The sequence below is a fragment of the Streptomyces niphimycinicus genome, assembly GCF_018883605.1.
Classification (GTDB): domain Bacteria; phylum Actinomycetota; class Actinomycetes; order Streptomycetales; family Streptomycetaceae; genus Streptomyces; species Streptomyces niphimycinicus.
The window spans coordinates 1-19,181 of sequence record NZ_JAHLEM010000255.1 but is presented as its reverse complement, the minus strand read 5'-3'; the positions used below and the strand labels follow the sequence as shown (position 1 = coordinate 19,181).

At 71.3% G+C, this 19,181-nt stretch carries 20 protein-coding genes; 4 read left to right on the top strand and 16 right to left on the bottom strand.

Annotated elements, in window-relative coordinates; translation table 11 throughout:
* The 14 genes from KN815_RS22795 to KN815_RS22730 all read right to left on the bottom strand — a co-directional run.
* Window positions 1-1,509 (bottom strand): DHA2 family efflux MFS transporter permease subunit (locus KN815_RS22795; protein ID WP_253209176.1); only part of this gene is annotated, 1,509 nt, incomplete at its 3' end.
* Between the two features lie 112 nt (window positions 1,510-1,621).
* On the bottom strand, window positions 1,622-2,644 hold the full coding sequence (fbaA, locus tag KN815_RS22790; RefSeq protein WP_216343790.1) for a class II fructose-bisphosphate aldolase: 1,023 nt from the start codon (window positions 2,642-2,644) through the stop codon (window positions 1,622-1,624).
* Window positions 2,645-2,820: 176 nt separating this feature from the next.
* Window positions 2,821-3,366 carry an orotate phosphoribosyltransferase gene (gene pyrE / locus KN815_RS22785; protein WP_216343789.1) on the bottom strand — a complete coding sequence of 182 codons (546 nt, stop codon included), beginning with the start codon at window positions 3,364-3,366 and terminating at the stop codon, window positions 2,821-2,823.
* A gap of 60 nt (window positions 3,367-3,426) precedes the next feature.
* Window positions 3,427-4,242, bottom strand: coding sequence for an aldose epimerase family protein (locus KN815_RS22780; protein ID WP_216343788.1), 816 nt, complete (start codon window positions 4,240-4,242; stop codon window positions 3,427-3,429).
* Between the two features lie 25 nt (window positions 4,243-4,267).
* Window positions 4,268-5,167 carry an SRPBCC domain-containing protein gene (locus KN815_RS22775; protein WP_372458439.1) on the bottom strand — a complete coding sequence of 300 codons (900 nt, stop codon included), beginning with the start codon at window positions 5,165-5,167 and terminating at the stop codon, window positions 4,268-4,270.
* Window positions 5,168-5,272: 105 nt separating this feature from the next.
* Window positions 5,273-6,868, bottom strand: coding sequence for a polyamine aminopropyltransferase (locus tag KN815_RS22770; RefSeq protein ID WP_216343792.1), 1,596 nt, complete (start codon window positions 6,866-6,868; stop codon window positions 5,273-5,275).
* Window positions 6,869-6,992: 124 nt separating this feature from the next.
* Window positions 6,993-7,583 carry a DUF2617 family protein gene (locus KN815_RS22765; RefSeq protein WP_059146508.1) on the bottom strand — a complete coding sequence of 197 codons (591 nt, stop codon included), beginning with the start codon at window positions 7,581-7,583 and terminating at the stop codon, window positions 6,993-6,995.
* 358 nt (window positions 7,584-7,941) lie between these two features.
* Complete coding sequence (locus tag KN815_RS22760; protein WP_216343786.1) at window positions 7,942-8,232, bottom strand: hypothetical protein; 291 nt, start codon at window positions 8,230-8,232, stop codon at window positions 7,942-7,944.
* A 150-nt stretch (window positions 8,233-8,382) separates the two neighbouring features.
* On the bottom strand, window positions 8,383-8,916 hold the full coding sequence (locus KN815_RS22755; protein WP_216343785.1) for a hypothetical protein: 534 nt from the start codon (window positions 8,914-8,916) through the stop codon (window positions 8,383-8,385).
* Window positions 8,913-10,364 carry an ATP-binding protein gene (locus KN815_RS22750; RefSeq protein ID WP_216343784.1) on the bottom strand — a complete coding sequence of 484 codons (1,452 nt, stop codon included), beginning with the start codon at window positions 10,362-10,364 and terminating at the stop codon, window positions 8,913-8,915. Before KN815_RS22750 ends, KN815_RS22755 begins: the two co-directional genes overlap by 4 nt.
* Window positions 10,361-11,059 carry a response regulator transcription factor gene (locus KN815_RS22745; protein WP_216343783.1) on the bottom strand — a complete coding sequence of 233 codons (699 nt, stop codon included), beginning with the start codon at window positions 11,057-11,059 and terminating at the stop codon, window positions 10,361-10,363. The genes KN815_RS22750 and KN815_RS22745 overlap by 4 nt, the downstream gene beginning before the upstream one ends.
* 229 nt (window positions 11,060-11,288) lie before the next feature.
* Complete coding sequence (locus KN815_RS22740) at window positions 11,289-12,467, bottom strand: acyltransferase family protein (RefSeq protein WP_253209175.1); 1,179 nt, start codon at window positions 12,465-12,467, stop codon at window positions 11,289-11,291.
* Window positions 12,468-12,484: 17 nt separating this feature from the next.
* Window positions 12,485-13,342, bottom strand: coding sequence for an SGNH/GDSL hydrolase family protein (locus KN815_RS22735; protein WP_216343782.1), 858 nt, complete (start codon window positions 13,340-13,342; stop codon window positions 12,485-12,487).
* Window positions 13,343-13,442: 100 nt separating this feature from the next.
* Window positions 13,443-14,393, bottom strand: coding sequence for a DUF5996 family protein (locus KN815_RS22730; protein WP_216343781.1), 951 nt, complete (start codon window positions 14,391-14,393; stop codon window positions 13,443-13,445).
* 219 nt (window positions 14,394-14,612) lie between these two features.
* On the opposite strand from KN815_RS22730, the gene KN815_RS22725 reads away from it, so the two are divergent.
* From KN815_RS22725 to KN815_RS22710, 4 genes are all read left to right on the top strand, one after another.
* Window positions 14,613-14,861 (top strand): type II toxin-antitoxin system CcdA family antitoxin, encoded by a 249-nt coding sequence (locus KN815_RS22725; protein ID WP_216343780.1) that lies wholly within the window; start codon window positions 14,613-14,615, stop codon window positions 14,859-14,861.
* Window positions 14,858-15,259 carry a PIN domain-containing protein gene (locus KN815_RS22720; RefSeq protein WP_216343779.1) on the top strand — a complete coding sequence of 134 codons (402 nt, stop codon included), beginning with the start codon at window positions 14,858-14,860 and terminating at the stop codon, window positions 15,257-15,259. The genes KN815_RS22725 and KN815_RS22720 overlap by 4 nt, the downstream gene beginning before the upstream one ends.
* Window positions 15,260-15,368: 109 nt before the next feature.
* A complete protein-coding gene (locus tag KN815_RS22715) occupies window positions 15,369-16,541 on the top strand; it encodes a pyridoxal phosphate-dependent aminotransferase (RefSeq protein ID WP_372458438.1) in 1,173 nt (390 codons plus the stop codon).
* 184 nt (window positions 16,542-16,725) lie between these two features.
* Entirely contained in the window at window positions 16,726-17,913 is a 1,188-nt protein-coding gene (locus KN815_RS22710; protein ID WP_216343777.1) for a putative hexosyltransferase, read from the top strand.
* Window positions 17,914-17,956: 43 nt separating this feature from the next.
* Here the strand turns inward: KN815_RS22710 and KN815_RS22705 are convergent, their stop codons facing one another.
* Together KN815_RS22705 and KN815_RS22700 are read right to left on the bottom strand one after the other, a co-directional pair.
* The gene (locus KN815_RS22705; RefSeq protein ID WP_216343776.1) at window positions 17,957-18,499 is read right to left on the bottom strand and encodes a type III secretion system chaperone family protein; all 543 of its coding nucleotides are present in this window, start codon (window positions 18,497-18,499) and stop codon (window positions 17,957-17,959) included.
* A gap of 108 nt (window positions 18,500-18,607) precedes the next feature.
* Window positions 18,608-19,181 (bottom strand): AAA family ATPase (locus tag KN815_RS22700; RefSeq protein ID WP_216343775.1); only part of this gene is annotated, 574 nt, incomplete at its 5' end.

Here is a 19,181-nt window from a genome sequence, read left to right as displayed (position 1 = left end):
GCCCACCTCCGCGCCCGCTTCGGCGCCCGCTCCCGCCCCCGCGGCCGCCTCCAACCCCGCCGGCTCCAGCCGCACCGGCTCCAGGGCGTCCGAGCGCACCGTGCGCCAGGCGAGGACCGCCCCCACCACCAGCACCCCGGCGCAGATCGGCATCGCCCGCCGGAAGGTGTCCCCGAACGCGTCCGCCGACCGGTACGCCTCCGGACCCATCCCCGCGAGCAGCGGCAGCGCCGCCACCGCGATCAGACCCGCCGCACGGGCCGCCGCGTTGTTGACGCCGCTGGCCAGACCCGCGCGGGCGACGTCCACCGAGGCCAGGACGGTCGCGGTGAGCGGGGCGACCACCACCACCATGCCCATGCCCAGCACCAGCAGCGCGGGCAGGATGTCCCGCCAGTAGACCGCCCCCACTCCGGCCCGGGTCATCAGCAGCATCCCCGCCGCGCACAGCAGCGGGCCCACGGTCAGCGGGATCCGCGGGCCGATGCGCTTGCCCAGCTCTCCCGAACGGGCCGACAGCAGCAGCATCAGCGTGGTCGTCGGCAGCAGCGCGGTACCGGCGGCGAGCGCGGAGTAGCCCACGACCACCTGAAGGTCGAGCACCGAGAGGAAGAAGAAGCCGCCGAAGGCCGCGTAGACGCACAGGGTCACCGCGTTGACGGCGCTGAACTGGCGGGAGGAGAAGATGGAGAGCGGCAGCATCGGTTCGCGCCGTCCGCGCTCCACGGCCACGAAGACCACCCCCATCGCCAGCCCGGCGACGGCCGGAACCACCACGGCGGGCGAGGCGCCCTTCTGCGGCGCGGCGATCAGCGCGTAGGTGATCAGGCCGAGGGTCGCCGCCCCCAGCAGGGCGCCGAGGACGTCGAACCGCCCATGCGCCCCCGGATTGCTGGTCTCCGGTACATGGCGCAAAGCCACCGGCACACACACCGCGGCCAGCGGCACATTGATGAAGAACACCCAGCGCCAGCCGGGCCCGTCCACCAGCCAGCCGCCGAGGAACGGCCCGATCGCCGCCCCGATCCCGCCGAAGCCGGACCACAGCCCGATCGCCCGCGCCCGGTCGTCGGGGTGGATCACCGACTGGATCAGCGCGAGCGACCCGGGGGTGAGCAGCGCCCCGCCGATGCCTTGCAGTGCCCGCGCGGCGATGAGCACCCCGGCGTTCGGCGCCAGCCCGCACACCAGCGAGGCCAGCGAGAACCACACCACCCCGGTGACGAACACCCGCCGCCGCCCGAACCGGTCCCCGAGCGCCCCGCCGAGCAGGATCAGCCCCGCGAGGGTGAGCATGTAGGCGTTGACGGTCCACTGGAGTACGGGGAGATCGGCACCCAGGTCGAGTCCGATGCGCGGCAGGGCGACATTGACGACGGTGCTGTCGAGCAGGGCCATGGCGGAGCCCAGCACGGTGGTGAACACCAGCCACCGCCCGGCCGGCACGGAAAGCCTGACCGGCTCACCGTTGGCCGGAGCGCGGCCCGCTCCGGGCGTGGCGCCGCCCATACCCGGATCATCTCTCGGGCTGGCCCCGCGGGGCCAGCCCAGAACGCGAACGGGCCCGGCGGCTCGCCGGAAAGGCGAGCGCCGGGCCCGTAAGGGCGAGCCGGAGAACGAACTACTTCAGCTTCGTCCCGGTGGACCGAAGGTTCGCACACGCCTGCGTGACCCGCTCCGACATCCCCTTCTCGGCCAGCTTGCCCCAGCTCCGCGGGTCGTACTGCTTCTTGTTGCCGACCTCGCCGTCTACCTTCAGCACCCCGTCGTAGTTGCGGAACATGTGGTCCGCGATCGGGCGGGTGAAGGCGTACTGGGTGTCCGTGTCGAGGTTCATCTTCACCACGCCGTTCTCCAGCGCGGTGCGGATCTCCTCCTCCGTGGAACCGGAGCCGCCGTGGAAGACGAAGTAGAACGGGTCCTGCTTGCCGTACTTCGCGGCGACACCGTCCTGGAGCTCACGCAGCAGCTCCGGGCGGAGGACGACATTGCCCGGCTTGTAGACGCCGTGGACGTTGCCGAACGAGGCGGCCAGCAGATAGCGGCCCTTGTCGCCCAGGCCGATGGCCTCGGCGGTGCGCAGCGCGTCATCGACCGTCGTGTACAGCTTGTCGTTGATCTCGTGCGTGACGCCGTCCTCCTCGCCACCGGTCGGGGTGATCTCGACCTCGAGGATGATCTTCGCCTTGACGGCCTCGGCGAGCAGCTCCCGCGCGATGCGGAGGTTGTCGTCGAGCGTCTCGGCGGAGCCGTCCCACATATGGGACTGGAACAGCGGGTTCTGACCGCTCGCGACGCGCTCCTGGGAGATCTTGAGCAGCGGACGGACATAGCCGTCCAGCTTGTCCTTCGGGCAGTGGTCGGTGTGGAGGGCGATGTTCACCGGGTACTTCTCGGCGACGACATGCGCGAACTCGGCGAGACCGACCGCACCGGTCACCATGTCCTTGCTGTACTGGCCACCCAGGAACTCGGCACCACCGGTGGAGATCTGGACGATGCCGTCGCTCTCCGCCTCGGCGAAGCCGCGGAGGGCGGCGTGCAGAGTCTGCGTCGAGGTCACGTTGATCGCCGGGTAGGCGAACTTGCCCGCCTTCGCCCGGTCGAGCATCTCGTTGTAGATCTCAGGGGATGCGATGGGCATCTGACCGCTCCTTGTATGTGCGGGTTAGTCGTACTCGGCCCTGACCTAGGGGCGACGTCATCGTCGGGGCCATAATCCCAGACTCCGTCGATTGCTCCACACGGCGCACGCGGAGACCACACGGACGGGGGTGGGTGGTTTCACGTGAAACGTCCGACCGCCCCACCCACCACGATTCAGCTCAGGCCGAGGTCGGTGAGCGAGTACGCCGGGAGGTACGGCAGTCCGGCGTCCGCGATCGCCGGCGCGGCGCCGCGCTCGACGATCGTCGCGACCGCGACGACCTCAGCGCCCGCCTCCCGTGCCGCCTCCACCGCGGTCAGCGGCGAACCGCCGGTGGTGGAGGTGTCCTCGACCACCAGCACCCGGCGGCCCGTGATGTCCGGGCCCTCGATCCGCCGCTGCATCCCGTGCGTCTTCTGGGCCTTGCGGACCACGAAGGCGTCGAGCCGGCGTCCGCGCGCCGCCGCCGCGTGCAGCATGGACGTGGCCACCGGGTCGGCGCCCAGCGTCAGACCGCCCACGGCGTCGTACTCCAGCTCTGCCGTGGCCTCGAGCATGACCTGCCCGACCAGCGGCGCGGCCTCGGCGTCCAGGGTGATCCGGCGCAGGTCGATGTAGTAGTCGGCCTCACGCCCGGAGGAGAGGGTCACCTTGCCGTGGACCACGGCCTTGTCCTTGATCTGCTGTAGCAGGGCGTCACGCGCATCGCTCATGCGCATGAGCTTAGGCGGTGGCCCTCGGAACCCCTCAAGGCACTCCATACCGTGAGACCGACCGCGTCAGGCCGGCGTGCGCCAGCTCCAGGTCATGGAGAGCTCCAGCGGATCGATGGGGGTGACCAGGCGCGGCAGGAGGTTGAGGCCGTTGGGCGGGCCGGACTGCGGTTCGACGCACACCGCCTCCGCCTGCTCGTCGTAGACGACCACCCACTCCGTGCGACTGGTGACCTTCAGCTCGAGCCGGCCGGGCCAGGTGAGCGTGACGTCCACCCCCTGCGGCATGCCGAAGCAGTCGTCCCAGGGGCCGGGCTTCGGCGCGATCCGGCGGCCGGTGGGGAGGTGGTCCTCCCCGCGCTCCTCCTGCCATGCGGCGTCGAAGGCGATCTCGGCATCGGCGCCGCCGTCGCCCAGGTTCCGCAGGAACCACGGATGCCAGCCCGCCTGCGCCGGAAAGGAATCGCCCTCGGTCTCCACGCTCATGGTGACGGTCGCGCTGTCCGGGGAGAGCTCGAAGGTCTGGGTGACCCGGCCCTCGTACGGCCAGGGGTCGGCGAGGTCGTAGGTGAAGGCCGCGCTGGACTCCCCGCTCCTGACCTGGCTCCATGCCACGTTCCGGCCGGTCCCGTGGATCGCGTGCGGCGGGGAGTTGATGGGCAGTTGGTGGATCCGCCCGCCGTTGCGGAACCGGCCAAGACCGGTCCGGCCGCACCACGGCACCATCGGGAACGCCCCGAACCGCGGGCCCTGTCGCAGCAGCTCCGTACCGCCGATGCGCAGTGAACCGATACGGCAGCCGTTCTCGGGCGAGACGGTCAGCTCGGCGTCCCCGGCGGTCAGCCGTACGCCCTTGGTCTCCGGTGTCTCTTCGGTGGTCACAGCTACCGACCCTATGCGCACACGCTCATCGGCGGCGGCGAAGTACGCGACGGCCCACGACGACGACGGAGGCGAGCACCACCGCCGCGGCGGGCGCGGCCCAGCGCAGTGTGGCGCTGGTGGAGACGGTCTCGGGCGCGGGGACGGGGGCGTAGCGGCCGCGCGGCGGGGCGTGGTCGACCTCCTCCGTGGAGCGGCCGATCATCGTGCGGCGGGCGTGGGCGGCCTCGGCCGGGGGCTCGTCGTCCAGGTCGTCGAGATCGGCGAGATCGCCGAAGCCGACGGGCTCCTCGACGGCGTCCGCGTCGTCGACGTCCTCGAGGTCGCCGACGTCGTCGATGTCCATGTCGTCGGCCGACAGCGGAAGCTCGGCCTCGGTCGGCAGCCCGGACTCCTCCGCGGCGGCGCCCGTGCCGGCGTCGCCGGCCTCGTCGCCGGTGGCCTCGCCAGTGGGCCCGGCGGTGGGCCCGCCGGGGGCCTCGTCCTCGGTGGGCGCGGTGATCGGGGACGTCTGGAGCCCGGCGGTGAGCGTCGAGGCGAACCGGTCCAGCATGCGGCGGGCCACCGTCGTGGACGCCTCGTCGTCGAACTCGGCCAGCCGCCCCTCGCTGTGCACCGTCCCGGCGCAGATCAGCTTCGTACCGCCCTCGACGGGCTTCGGCGTCACGGTCAGCGCCAGCTTCACCGAGCCGCTGCCACGCACCTCGGTGCCCTCGCCCTCGATCTCGAAGGCATCGGCGCGCCGACCGACGCGCAGCACACCGCGGTAGGTGATGGTGGACCCGCCGATGCGCAGCCGCAACCGGCCGGAGAGCGGCCCGGCGGCCTCATCGGCGTCCCGCTGGAGCCCGGGAACGCAACGGGCGACGCGATCGGGCTCCGCGAGCGCCAGCCGTACGGTGTCGACGGGAAACGGAACGAACACCTCATGCTCCATAGCTCAAGACACTACCCATCGCTCGTTACCTGAGACCCGTTCCCCGTCAACTTTCCGCACCGGGCGCGCCGCCCACCGCCCGGCCACGGCGCCTCACTCCCCATACCGCGGATGCATCAAGGTGGACGGAGGCAGCCCCGCCTCCCGATGCCGCTCGGCCGTGCGGCGGGCCGCCCGTAGCCCCTCCTCCGTCAGCGAGCGCGGCCGCGGATCGTGCGGGGCCAGCCGCAGCCCCACCGGAGAGCGCGCCGCCAGCACAAAGCCCCAGTCGTGCGGGGAGCCACGGCCGGGACGCGGGGAGCCACGGCCCGGGCGCGGGGTGCCGATCACATAGGGCGCGGTCCGCAGCCCGACCGAGCGCATCGTCGCGTCCACCGTCCAGAACGCCCGCGGGTCGGGCCGCAGCGGCCCGGCGTGGACCACCAGCCGGCCGCCGGGCGCCAGCACCCGCTCGGCCAGGCCGTAGAACTCCTGCGAGTAGTACTTGGTGCTCGGGGTGAGCTCGGGGGCGGGCAGATCGCAGACCACCACGTCGTACGCCATGGACCGGCGCAGCCAGTCGAAGGCGTCGGCCGTCACCGCGCGCACCCGCGGATCGCGGTAGGCGCCGCCGTTGAGCGCGGACAGGCCCGGATCGCGCCGGGCCAGCCGCGCCACCTCCGCGTCGCGCTCCACGACGGTCACCGAACGGACCCCCGGGTATCGCAGGACCTCGCGCGCCGCGAGCCCGTCGCCCCCGCCCAGCACCAGGACCCGGCCATGCGGCCCGGCGGCCATCGCCGGGTGGATCAGCGCCTCGTGGTAGCGGACCTCGTCGCGCCCGCTGACCCGCAGCCGCCCGTTGACGAAGAGGGCCAGCGGCCGCCCGCTCGCGCCGCCGCCCGCGAGCACGATCTCCTGCTCGCCGGTGCGCAGCGCGACCCGCACCCCCGGTCCGTAGACGGCCTGCCGGGCGGCCCGCTCGAAGGAGGGGGTCAGCACGGCACCGGCGGTCAGCGCGGCGAGCACCAGCCCGTTGGCGACGATCAGGGTCCACCGCGCCCGTACGGTCAGATCGCGGCGGAACAGCCAGAGCACCAGCGCCCCGCCCGCGACCGCGTTGACCGCGCCGGTGACCAGCGCGCCGGTCAACTGCCCGAACGCGGGCAGCAGCAGAAAGGGAAAGGCGAGCCCGCCGACCAGCGCGCCCACATAGTCCGCCGCGAACAGATCGGCGACCGCGCCGCCCGCGTCCTGTCGGCGCACCCGCTGGATGAGGGTCATCAGCAGCGGCACCTCGGCCCCGATGAGCACCCCGATCGCGAACGAGAAGCCGACGAGCGCGGAGCGCGAGTGGCCGCCCCATGCGAAGCTCGCGTACAGCGCCATCGCCGAACAGCCGCCGACGAGCGCGAGCACCGCCTCGACCGCGCCGAAGCCGACGGCGGCCCGGCAGCGCAGCCGCTTGGCCAGCAGCGAGCCGACGCCCATGGCGAAGACCATCACGGACAGCACCACGGATGCCTGGGTGACCGAGTCACCCGCCAAGTACGCGGCCAGCGCGACGAGTTCGAGCTCGTAGACGAGGCCGCAGGCGGCGCAGACGAAGACGGTGCCGAGAACGAGGAAGCGGCCGAGCGCCGCCCTCACAGGCAGCCGCGCCGGAGGGCCGGACTCCGGCGACGACGGCACATCCGAGACGGCGGACATCGGCGAATCGATCACAAAGGGAACGCTACGTTACATATCGCTTACGCCTCGTCCCCCACACGAGTGCATTGCCGTTCACGCATCGGGCATCGTCGGCCTCGCGAACAAACGCCCTGGACCCCCTTCAGACACACGGCACTTGGGGCGACCGCCCATCGGGCAGGCCACCTATCTCGAGCCCGCCCGCGCCCGGCGGCCGGAGCGCGGCCGGCACCCGGGCCCCCACACAGGTGCGGGTGGTGACCAACCGCCCCTCCTGGGGGTAGGCATGCCAGGTCCGCCACCCCACCGTCCCCTCGTGCCACTGCGCGAGCAGCGCCGTGAACGCGTTCGGACTGCCGGGAAACGTACCCGCCAGCCCATGCGGATGGTCGGCCACCAGCGCGAGCAGCTCCTGCGCGCGCCCGGCGAAGGCTCCTTGCGACAACTCCTCGACGCGCGCCGCGAATTCGTATTCGCGGCCGTCGACGAGGGTGGAAACCCCCAGCGGAAGCGCGGTGCTGTTGCCGGACATACAGGCCACGGTCTCCGAGCAACGGCTGCCCTCCCCTTCGAGGAGGACCTGATGCGAGGCTCCCAGGAGCCTCAACTGGACGTCGAAACCGTGGAGTTGAAGATCAAGCACGGCGAGGGCGGGAAGCGGTTCCCGCCCCAGGCCCCAGGCGAGGTCAGCGGCGCGGGTATCGGTGTAGGCAGTCTTGAGGGTCGTGAGCATGGATCGGCTCCGCAAGCACGCATTGGAAAAAGATGGGCCGACTCGGCCCCGCGGTGGACCAGGGGCATGCGCATACGCCGGCTCGTGCCCACGTGGGGCCGTAAGGTCGATGGTGGTATACGGAATCATGAAATGCTGGGCGCCACATCGTTTTTACCCATCTTCGCCGGGTTTCCACCCCCTAGGGCGCCTTCTAGGGCAAGTGTTCAACAAGCCCGCGCCCGGCGCACGTTGGCGCGCCGGGCGCGGGCTCATTGCTTCACGGCCGTAGGAACGGCGTGGCGACCAGATGGACGACGTGACCGTAAGGACGGCATGCCGACCTTACGGACGCACAGTGGCTAGGGGATCCAGGGGATCAGGCGCCCCCACCGCAGCCACCGCCGCCACCACCGCCGCCACCGCAGCCGCCTCCACCACCGCAGCCACTTCCGCCGCCGCAGCCACCGCCGCCGTGGTGGCCACCCCCGTGATGGCCACCACCACCGTCGCCGCCACCGGCCCACCAGCTACCACCGGCCGCCCCGCTGGAACCCGCGCCCCAGGACCGCTTGCGCCGCCCGCTGTACCCCTTCGACCGACCGGCTCCCAGCGCGGCGAGTGCCGCGAACGTGAACGCCACCACGACCAAGATGACGACAGGACCCATGGTCCTCACTCTCCTTCCCATCCCCCGTAGCGAGGTACCGCTTCGTACCTGTCGTCTCCCCTGCCCGACCTCACCCGGGTCGAAAGCGAAGTTGAGGAAGTCCAGAGGTTCCGCGAGCACGACCGCCCTGGCCGCACCCGCCGCCCCAGGTCAACTCCTCGGCACGGGGCTGACGTTGCCCGCCGCGTCGCATCGCACGGTCCATGCCGTCGTGTAGCCCGCCTCATAGACCCGTACGTCCACATCGGGGGGCCGCTTGCCGCCGGGTACTTGGGCGTTGGCCGTCGTGCAGATGATCTGGCTGAGGCCGAGGCTGCCGCCGCCGGTCATGTTCGACACGGACACCGGGAGGTACAGGTCCACGGCACCGTCGGCGGCCCGCGCGATCAGGCGCCCGAGATTCGAGGGCACCTCCGTGCTCAGGCCACGGGCCCGCTCGGCCGTATCGGGGCCCTTGAGGAGGAGGTCGAGGGCCTGTTGCGGACTCGCGGGGGAGGCCACTTCACGGGGCGCGGCCCGCAGGCCGTAGGGGCCGACGAAGTAGAGGCGGGCGTAGGGGGACGCGGAGCCCTTCTGTAGACCGGAGGCCGGGGCACCGGCCGGGACCGGGCCGGCGGAACCGACCCCGCACCCCGCCGAGCAGGCGGCCAACAGCATGGCGACGGCGGCGAGTCGGCGTTTCATGACGGGTCCTCCGGGGCGGGCTGGTGCGGGAGGGTCACGGTGAACACGGCGCCATGGTCCGGGAGGTTGGCGGCGGTGAGGGTGCCGTCGTGCAGCCGTACGTTCTCCGTCGCGATGGCGAGCCCGAGGCCGCTGCCTTCGGAGCGGGACCGCGCGGCGTCCGCCTTGTAGAAGCGGTCGAAGACATGCGGCAGGACGTCATCCGGGATGCCGGGGCCGTGGTCGGCGACCTCGATCACGACGGCCTCCGGTGTGGAGGTCGCCCGGACGGTGACGGGCGCGGTGCCATGCCGCAGTGCGTTGCCGATCAGGTTGGCGAGGACGACGTCGATGCGGCGTGCGTCGACCCGGATGCGCGGATCGCCCTCGGGAAGCTCGGTGATCACCTCGTCCGGCTCCCGCCAGCCGCGCAGTTGAAGTGTCTTGTGGATGACGGTGCGCAGGCTCACGTCGTCCAGTTGCAGGACCGCCGAGCCCGCGTCGAAGCGGGATATCTCCATCAGGTCCTCCACCATGACGGCCAGCTTGCGGGTCTCGTCGCTGATGAGCAGGACCGCGTCGGCGGTGTCCGGGGGGAGCGTGCCGGAGCGGGCGTCCTCGTCGAGGGCGTCGGTGACGGCGGCCATGGCGGCGAGCGGGGTGCGCAGCTCGTGCGAGACGTCGGCGGCGAATCGGCGGGCGTTGGCCTCCATACGCCGTAGTTCCGCATCGTCCCGTTCCACGGTGGCGGCCATCGTGTTGAACGTGCTGGTCAGCGCGGCGAGTTCGTCCTTGCCTACGACATCCAGGCGGGTGTCGAGGGCCCCCGATGTGATCTTCTGGGCCGCGGTACGCAGTTGTCGTACCGGACGCAGTACCCGGCGGGCCGCGAACAGGGCGGGGACGACGGCGAAGGCGAGTGTGGGGACGGCTCCCGCCCAGGCCGCGGTGATCAGCGCCGAGATATCGGCCCGTTCGCCGTGCAGCGACAGAACCGCGTAGACGACGAGCCCCGACGGTTTCTCCGCGCCATCGCCGCGGCTGGTGTAGGTCACCGGCATGCCGATGAGCAGCCGGGGATCACCGGTGCGCTCCACACGCTCGTAGTAGGTGGTGTCGCCGTCCTTTGTCGCGGCGCGCAGGGTGCCGCCGATCTCGTCCGCGGTGCCGATGAGCGGGCCGCCGTCGCGGGAGACGGCCGTATGCCAGCCGCGCGATCCCGAGGCGCGGTCCAGTTGGCGCGCGAAGGTGCGCAGGTCCGTGGGGGTGGGGTCGGGCGGCAGATTGGGAGCGAGCGACTCGATCTGAAGGCGCAGGTCGCGGACGGCGCTGTTCTGGGTGCGGTCCAGGATGGCGCTGCGGGCCTGGCGGAAGGTGAGCGCGGCGGTGATGAGCGCGCTGAGCGCGGCGACCAGGAGGAAGGCGACGACCAGGCGCGGACGCAGGCCGCGCGGGAACACGAGTCTCATGCGGGCAGCGGGCCGAAGCGGTAGCCGAAGCCGCGCACGGTCTGGACGTACACCGGGTGGCGCGGGTCTTCCTCGATCTTGGCGCGCAGCCGCATCACACAGGCGTCGACCAGACGGGCGTCCCCGTAGTAGCTGTGCTCCCAGATGTCTTCGAGCAACTGCCGGCGGCTGAAGGTCCGCTCCGGCGCGGCGCTGAGGAAGAGCAGCAGCTTCAGCTCGGACGGGGCGAGCGGGAGTTCCGCACCGCGCTTGCGGGCGATCAGCGCGTCGCGGTCGATCTCCAGATCGCCCACGGTGGTGCAGCCGGCAGCCGCGCCGATGTCGGCCTGGGCGGGCGCGACGCGGCGCAGCACCGCGCGCATACGGGCCTCGATGACCGCGGCGCTCGCGGGCTTGACGACATAGTCGTCGGCGCCCGCCTCCAGGCCGATCACGACGTCCATGTCGTCGCCGCGCGCGGAAAGGATCACGATCGGCAGACGGCTGGTCTCGCGGATACGGCCGCACACCTCCAGGCCACTCATGCCGGGCAGCATCAGATCGAGGAGCACGAGGTCGGGCTTGAAGGCGGCCAGCGCCTCCAGACCGTCCTCGCCGGTGCCGACCGCCTCGGTCTCGTGCCCATTGCGGGACAGGCCCAGGACGACACCGCGGCGTACGGCCGGATCGTCCTCGATCAACAGTACGCGGGGCATGGACAGGGCTCCTTCCACAGAGCGTGCGGCAATCCGGTCTCAGCATGCGGCAAGCCGGTCTCAGCATGCGGTTGTCCGGTAGCAGCACGCGGCTATCCGGCATCAACGTGTGCGGTTGTCCGGCATCCGCATGCGGCTGTCCGGCATGGGCGTGCGGTTGTCCGGCGTCGAGGAGGTATCGGGCAGTCGCCCACGGTGCGGCCGAGCCGCCGCCCGTTCGCGTGGATCATCACCTCAGCCGGCTGATGTCGACAGTACCCGCGCCCAGCACCGGGACCGGGACCGCCAGCCACAGCGTGACCCCGATGAGGGCCAGTGCCGCCACCGCCGCCGGGCCGCGCCGACCGCACGCCCACCCCGAGCGGAACCGCACCGGGTCCTCGACCAGCCGCTTCGTCACCGCGGCGGCCACCAGCGACACCCCGATCGCCACGGCCGCGGCGCCCCAGTCCCCGAGCCCGGAGAGCCGGGGCAACAGCAGCAGATACACCGGCCAGTGCCACAGGTACAGGCTGTAGGAGACCTCACCCATGCGGCGCGGCAGGCGGCTGCCCGCGATCCGGGCCGCGCGGGTGCCCGGTACCTGGGCCATCAGGGCGATCAGCACCGCAGCCGCCAGGGAGTGCAGGAAGAGGCCGCCCTGGAAGAGCCGTGGCGCCTTCTCGCCCTCGGTCATCGCCCACCCCACCGCGAGCCCGCCCGCCACGACCAGGCACACCAGGTCGGCCGCGCGGCGCGGCACCCGGCGCGCGAGATCGCGTACCGGCGCGGTGGCCACCAGCGCCCCGAGCAGCAGCGCGGCGGCGCGAGTGTCGGTGCCCTCGTAGGCGCGGGTGGTGTCCACCGCGGCGCCGAGCCAGACGGTCAGGGCGAGGGAGACCAGGGCGCCCGACCCGGCGAGCAGGGCCACGATCCGCTCGCCGTACCGGCCCCAGGCCGCCACCGCCACCACCAGCGGCCAGGCCAGATAGAACTGCCACTCCACGCCGATGCTCCACAGATGGGCGAAGGCCCGGCTGTCGGAGGCATTCCAGTAACCGATCTGCTCGGCGATGTAGTGCCAGTTGACGGCCTGGGCCCCGACCCACGGCACATCGTCGAGTGCGAACCGCAGTTGGGCCGGGGTGCCCCAGGCCCACATCGCCACCATGGTCACGACCACCGCGCAGACCAGGGCGGGCAGCAGACGACGGGCGCGACGGCCCCAGAACGCGGCCAGGGCGATCCGGCCGCGCCCCGCCGTCTCGCCGAGGAGCAGCCCGGTGATCAGGAACCCGGACAGCACGAAGAACAGATCGACCCCGAGGAAGCCGCCGGGCAGCAGCCCGGCGTGGAAGAGCAGCACGGCCGCGACCGCGAACCCGCGCAGCCCGTCGAGGGCGGCGATATGCGCACGACGCTCACTCACCACGTTGCGCCGCTTCCTCAGCCGTCGCACTTGAGCTTGGCAAACCGGTCATTACCGGTCCACGAGCCGTTGGCCCAGGTCTCCACGGCCGCGGGCGTGAAGCCCTTCTTGCCGAGTTCCGTCCTACTGAGCTCCGTGGCGAACCAGGCGGCGAAGGAAGCCGCCCCCTGCTGGCAGTTGTGGACCCCGTCGGAAGCGCGCTGAGCCTTCTTCACCGAGGCATCGGTGCCCCACAGCCGCGTGGCATCGAGGAACACCGCCGCGCCGCCGCTGTTGTCGGCGACCTCCTTGGCCACCGGGGAGGCGGTACGCATCTGCGGCTCGTACTTCTCGTAGAACCCGTCGATCTTGATGGGCGGGGTCGGTACGAACACCGCCTTGGCCCCGGCGTCCTCGGCCGTCCTGACGAACTTTTCGTAGGCGGCGCGCTGCTGATCCCGGCTTCCCCAGTCGTACGTGGTGACCTGGTAGGCGATCACGGTGGGCTGGAACGATGCGACGTTCTTGGCCAGTTGCCGCCATGTGTCGGCAGCGATCATCTTCGTGATCTTCTCGTTGCCGGCGACAACCGTGCCCCCACCGTCGGACGAGGCGTCCTTGAACTCCACGCCGCCCGCTTTCAGGGCCGCGCCCAGGGCAGGGCCTTCGGAGCCCGCGATGGAGTCGCCCATCCACAGCACCTTCGTACCGGTCCGCCGCACCTCTTCCGCCGTCGTGCTCTTCCCCTCCGCCCGCCCGCCGGAGCCCGAACCGCCGCACCCGACCAGGGCGACACCGAGCGCGACGGCCGCGGCCACCGTGGTCAGGACGTGACGGGAGGGGCGCCGGGAGGACGTATACGGATACCGGGAACGGGACGTGTGGTTACTGTTCATGCGCCCAGCACAACAGCCCGGATGCCGCTTTCCGCCCGCCGTCATCGTTTGCTCATACGGCGGGCAACAAACGCTCATGAAGCGCAGGAAGGGGAGCGTGTCAGCTAGTGCGGTGCTCCCAGTGACGCGGGTCGGCTTCCAGGACCGCGCGATCCCAGTCGGCCAGTTCGGCGGCCGCCTCGTAGGTGCTGTGCAGGAATTCGCTCAGCGTCCGGTCCGGATCGGCCGCGGTGGCGACCGCCTCGTAGGGCAGCACGAACTCGCCGACGTCCCGCCGGTACGAGGCCGTCGCGGGCTGGACCGGCTGGTCGGCGAAACCGGCGGGCTCGGGGTAGGCGTAGGAGTAGAAGCCGCCCTCCTCGCCGCCGCCGGGCCAGAAGCCGCAACTGGACAGCTCGACGGAGTACGCCTCCTGTGTCACCCGGTCCGGCAGATTCGGCACCCCGCCGGGGGGATGCGGCGGCGCGGTGCGGCCGGAGAAGCGGGTGACGGCCAGGTCCATCGCTCCCCAGAAGAAGTGCACGGGGCTGGCCTTGCCGACGAAATGCGACCGGAATTCCCCGAATACCCGTTGCGCGCTCAGCAATTGGCTCCAGAAGAGCCGGGTGGCGTGTGGGTCGTACACCGCGTGCCGGTGATCCTCCGGGAATGGGATCGACACGGGCACCTCGTTCGGGCGGGGGTACATCCGGGTCTGGATGCCCAGCTCTCCCAGCACACCCATGATCTCGGAGTAGAACTGGGACACCGGTTTGGACTCCAGCACCAGCTCGCGCCGGCTCCCGTCACTGACCCGAATCCCCAGCCGCTGATCGACGAAGTCGAACTCGATATCGAACGCCCCGGTCCGATACGGCATCGTCGACGTACTCAGCCCGCGCGGGGTGACGTACAGGGTCACCTGCCACCACTGGTTGGCCGGTGGCGCATGATCCAGCCGGATCTTCCCGACAATCTGGGTCCACATATGCAGCGTGTCCCGCGCCTCGGCCCAGTCCTCCAGCCGAAGCCGCGGCCAGGCCCCCGCCTGCTGTGTCATGTGCTTGGCCATCTCGCCTCCCGCGGGGCCTCACGACTCCGGCAAAAGCGCAATCGATCACAGTCAATGCATTACGACCCGGCCGAGTACCCGCCCATCACGCCGATGAAAACGAGCGCGGAAACCAGCGAGTGCGCCTCGCGCCGGGTGGCACCACCATCGAGCGCAGCGCCCCCATACCGGTCACCGCATCGGACATCAACCGTACGCATACTGGAGTATGTTCGGCTCATGTCCGCCACGACACGCATCACCGTCACCCTGCCCACCGAGCAGGTCGCCGAGCTGAGGAAGCTCACCGACAACGTGTCCGGCTACGTGGCCGAAGCGGTGGCCCGCCAGATCCGGCACCAGCTCCTCGGCGACGATCTACGGCGCCACCAGGAAGAACAAGGCGCCTTCACGGACGAAGAGCTGGCCGAAGCCCGCGCCAAGATCTTCGGCACTGCCGACCGGGCCGACCCTACGGACGCCGCGTGAGCGCACACCTCGAGACCGTCGTCCTGGACTCCCAGGGGCTGTCCGCCTGGGTCGCCCAGGACCGGAAGGCTCTCGCGATGTTCCAGGTGTTCCACGAAATGGGCGCTGATCTCGTCGTCAGCGCCAACACCATCGTCGAAGTCAGTCATTCGCGAGTGAATCTCCCACGCCTGAACCGGGCCCTCTCACGGGTAAAAGTCGAACCCGTTACCGAACAGGCAGCCAAGGCAGCCGCCGGACTGCTCAAGTCAGCAGGACTGCACGGGCACAAATACGCGATCGACGCCACCGTCGCCGAGGCAGCACTACGCCAGCCGCCACCCGTCGCCGTACTCACCTCCGACACCGACGCCATGGCCAAGCTCTGCGATGACCGCGTACGACTGATCGGCCTATGAGGGCCCGGCCGAGTCCCCGTACGTCGCGGGGATGAAAACCCCGGGCCACTCCACGCGCGGGGCAGGGGCGGCTTGAGGAAGTCCGGATGTTCGGCGGAGTATGGGCGGCATGGGACGACCGCCGCTCAATCGCCGACTGGCCGCCTTCGGGACCACGATCTTCGCCGAGATGTCCGCCCTCGCCGTGCGCACCGGCGCGATCAATCTGGGCCAGGGCTTTCCGGACACCGACGGCCCCGAGGAGGTGCGCGAGGCCGCCGTACGGGCGCTGCGGGACGGGCGGGGTAATCAGTACCCGCCCGGGCCCGGGGTGCCCGAGTTGCGTGCCGCCGTCGCCGAGCACCAGCGGCGCTGGTACGGGCTGGGCTTCGACGCCGACAGCGAGGTGCTGATCACCGCGGGCGCCACCGAGGCCATCGCGGCGTCGCTGCTGGCGCTGGTGGAGCCGGGGGACGAGGTGGTCGCGCTGGAGCCGTACTACGACTCGTACGCCGCCTGTATCGCCATGGCGGGCGGGGTGCGCGTCCCGGTCACCCTCCGGCCCGACGGGGACACCTTCCGGCTGGATCTGGACGAGCTGCGCGCCGCCGTCACCGATCGCACCCGGCTCATCCTGCTCAACACCCCGCACAACCCCACCGGCACCGTGCTCACCCATGATGAGCTGGCCGCGGTCGCCGAGCTGGCCGTCGAGCGCGATCTGCTGGTGGTCACCGACGAGGTCTACGAGCATCTTGTCTTCGGCACCGCGCACACCCCGCTCGTCTCCTTCCCCGGGATGCGCGAGCGGACCGTCACCATCAGCAGCAGCGGCAAGACGTTTTCGTTCACCGGCTGGAAGGTCGGGTGGGTGACCGGTGCTCCCGAGCTGGTCACGGCGGTGCGCTCGGCCAAGCAGTACCTCACCTATGTCTCGGCGGGGCCCTTCCAGTACGCGGTCGCCGAGGCGCTGCGGCTGCCCGACGCCTATTTCCACGGCATCCGCGAGGATCTGCGCGCCAAGCGCGATCTGCTGGCCGACGGCCTGACCGACGCGGGCTTCCAGGTCTTCCGCCCCTCGGGCACGTACTTCATCACCACCGACATCCGGCCCCTGGGCGAGACCGACGGTTTCGCCTTCTGCCGCTCCCTCCCCGAGCGCTGCGGCGTGGTGGCTGTCCCGAACGCGGTCTTCTACGACCACCAGGACCAGGGCTCCCCCTTCGTCCGCTTCGCCTTCTGCAAGCGCGATGAGGTCCTTACGGACGCCGTCGCCCGTCTGAAGACGCTCGGCGCCGGCTGACGCGGCGACTCACCGGCCACCCGGGCAGGGCCCGGGCGGGCCCGGTGAGCCTCCCCCGGATGGGCCTTCCAGGTCGCGGGCGGCCGCGGCCTGGCGGATGGTCGGTGTGTCCGCCGAGGCCCCCGGTCCGTCCCCGCCCGGGGGCTCGGCGCATATCCGTCGGGTGCCCGCACCGGAGGTTTCCGTGTCCGCCGATACCGCCGCGTCCACCCGGACCCCGGAGCCGCCCGGACGACCGGCCACCCGGCGGGGGGTGCGGGCGTCGCTGAGGCGGGCGTGGCCGGCGCTGGCGGTGTACGCGACGGTGCGGGCCGCCGGGATCGGATGCGTGGCGGTGGCGGCCTTGCGGACCGGGAAGCATCCGCGGACGCAGCTCGGGCACTACTGGGACAGCATCTGGTACGTGGGCATCGCCCAGCATGGCTACGGCACCAGCCGGCCCTCCGTCACCCACCCCGGCCTGACCTTCAGCGATCTCGCGTTCTTCCCGCTCTACCCGGCGCTGATCAGGGCCGTCACCAGCGTCGTGCCCCTGAGCGCGGTGACGGCGGGGCTGCTGATCACCTGGGTCGCGGCCGGGCTGGCGGCCTGGGGCATCCACGCGGTCGGGGAGCGGCTGTACGGGCGGCGAACGGCCTTGATGCTGGTCGTGCTGTGGGGGCTGCTGCCGCATGCGGTCGTCGAGTCCATGGGGTACACGGAGTCGCTGCTGACCGCGCTGGCGGCCTGGTCGCTGTACGCGCTGCTGACCCGGCGCTGGCTGTGGGCCGGGGCGCTCGCGCTGTGCGCGGGGGCCACCCGGCCCAACGGGATCGCGGTCGCGGCGGCGGTGTGCGCATGCGCGGCGGCCGAGGTCTGGCGGCGCCGTGGGCGTACGCCCTGGCGGGTGTGGGCGGGCGCGGCGCTCGCCCCGCTCGGCTGGCTCGGCTACATCGGCTGGGTGGGGGTGCGGCGCGGCACCTGGCGCGGCTATCTGGACGTCCAGGACCGCTGGGGCACCTCTCTCGATCTCGGTGCGAGCGTCTTCCGCTCCGTCCGCGGCCTGATCCTGGGAGGCGGCTCGCCGCCGCACTACATGTCCCTGATCGTCATCGGCGCCTCGCTGGTCTCGCTGGTCTGCCTCGCGCTGCGCCCACCGCCGCTGCCGCTGGTCGTCTACACCCTGGCCCTGGTGTTCATCGCGCTCACCGGCTCGCACTACTTCGCGTCCAAGCCGCGCTTTCTGCTGCCCGCCTTCCCGCTGCTGTTCCCGGCGGCGCTGGCCATGGCAAGAGCCCGGCCACGCACCGCCGTCCTGGTGGGCGGCGTGCTGGCCGGGCTCTCCTGTCTCTATGGGGCGTATCTGCTGACCATGGCCGACAGCCCGGCCTGACCGCGATACGGGCGGGCCCAGGGCTTGCGGTTCGGCTCCCGGCTCAGAGCTGGCCGTCGCCGTCGTCCGGCTTGTCCTCGCCGTCGGACTCGATGTCGGCCTCCAGACCGAGCTGTTCGACCAGCCAGCGGTCGAACTCGATCGAAGCCCGCACCCAGCTCACCGTGCTGGATACGAAGTGCTCAAGGCTGACGCCGGTGCCGATCAGCATCTGCGCCTCGCCGATCAACCGGACCGTGCCGTCGTCATTGGTGTGGGTGTAGACCTTCGGCCACAACGTGCGGCGGTTCCAGTCGTCGAGCGCCTCGAGCAGCCGCGGCTTCTCATCGATGCCATGCGGCCGGTCGTAGAACGTACGGACGGAGAAGACCTGCTGCTCCTCCTCCCCGCGGAACATGAAATAGGTGCGGAACTGCTCCCACGGCGCGGCGAGGTCCCCCTCCTCGTCGACGACGTACTTCAGCTCCATCTGCTCCAGTAGCTGCTTGACCAGATCCTGGTCGGGCAGCACGGGGCCGCTCGGACCCGTCGGTTCGGGCTCGGGCTGACCCCCGAAATTCGGAATCGAGGACGGGTCGATGCTCACCGTGGATTTCCCTTCGTATGGAATACCGCCATCCTCCCTCACACCCGCCCCCGCCGTGCAACCCCGGCCGTACATTGCCCGATCCGGCCGAACAGGGACCGGCGGGACCTATTGCGCGGGGCCCACCAGCAGGCCGTCGCCGACCCGGTCCACCCGGACCTTGTCGCCGTCGCGGATCTCCCCGGCGAGGATCTCCTTGGCCAATTGGTCGCCGATGGCGGTCTGGATCAGCCGGCGCAGCGGGCGCGCCCCGTACGCCGGGTCGTTGCCCTCCTCGGCCAGCCAGTCCAGCGCGGCCGGGGTGATGTCGAGGGTCAGCCTGCGGTCGGCGAGGCGGCGGGCCAGCCGGGCGATCTGGAGCTCGGCGATCCGGGCCAGCTCCGGCCCGCTGAGCGCGGAGAAGACCACGAGGTCGTCCAGGCGGTTGAGGAATTCCGGCTTGAAGGAGGTCCGCACGGTCTCCAGCACGCTCTGCTTCTTCTCCTCGTCGCCGAGCAGCGGGTCCATCAGGTACTGGCTGCCCAGGTTGGAGGTGAGCACCAGGATGGTGTTGCGGAAGTCCACCGTCCGGCCCTGGCCGTCGGTGAGCCGCCCGTCGTCCAGGACCTGGAGCAGGACGTCGAAGACCTCGGGGTGGGCCTTCTCCACCTCGTCCAGCAGCACCACGCTGTAGGGGCGGCGG

Coding starts and splice junctions, on each gene's coding strand:
- pyrE (WP_216343789.1), bottom strand. CDS start 3,366: ATGCGCATGAGCGATGCGCGTGACGCCCTGCTACAGCAGATCAAGGAC.
- KN815_RS22745 (WP_216343783.1), bottom strand. CDS start 11,059: ATGCCCCGCGTACTGTTGATCGAGGACGATCCGGCCGTACGCCGCGGT.
- KN815_RS22765 (WP_059146508.1), bottom strand. CDS start 7,583: ATGCTCACGACCCTCAAGACTGCCTACACCGATACCCGCGCCGCTGAC.
- KN815_RS22715 (WP_372458438.1), top strand. CDS start 15,369: ATGGGACGACCGCCGCTCAATCGCCGACTGGCCGCCTTCGGGACCACG.
- fbaA (WP_216343790.1), bottom strand. CDS start 2,644: ATGCCCATCGCATCCCCTGAGATCTACAACGAGATGCTCGACCGGGCG.
- KN815_RS22725 (WP_216343780.1), top strand. CDS start 14,613: ATGTCCGCCACGACACGCATCACCGTCACCCTGCCCACCGAGCAGGTC.
- KN815_RS22730 (WP_216343781.1), bottom strand. CDS start 14,393: ATGGCCAAGCACATGACACAGCAGGCGGGGGCCTGGCCGCGGCTTCGG.
- KN815_RS22760 (WP_216343786.1), bottom strand. CDS start 8,232: ATGGGTCCTGTCGTCATCTTGGTCGTGGTGGCGTTCACGTTCGCGGCA.
- KN815_RS22755 (WP_216343785.1), bottom strand. CDS start 8,916: ATGAAACGCCGACTCGCCGCCGTCGCCATGCTGTTGGCCGCCTGCTCG.
- KN815_RS22750 (WP_216343784.1), bottom strand. CDS start 10,364: ATGAGACTCGTGTTCCCGCGCGGCCTGCGTCCGCGCCTGGTCGTCGCC.
- KN815_RS22770 (WP_216343792.1), bottom strand. CDS start 6,868: ATGTCCGCCGTCTCGGATGTGCCGTCGTCGCCGGAGTCCGGCCCTCCG.
- KN815_RS22735 (WP_216343782.1), bottom strand. CDS start 13,342: ATGAACAGTAACCACACGTCCCGTTCCCGGTATCCGTATACGTCCTCC.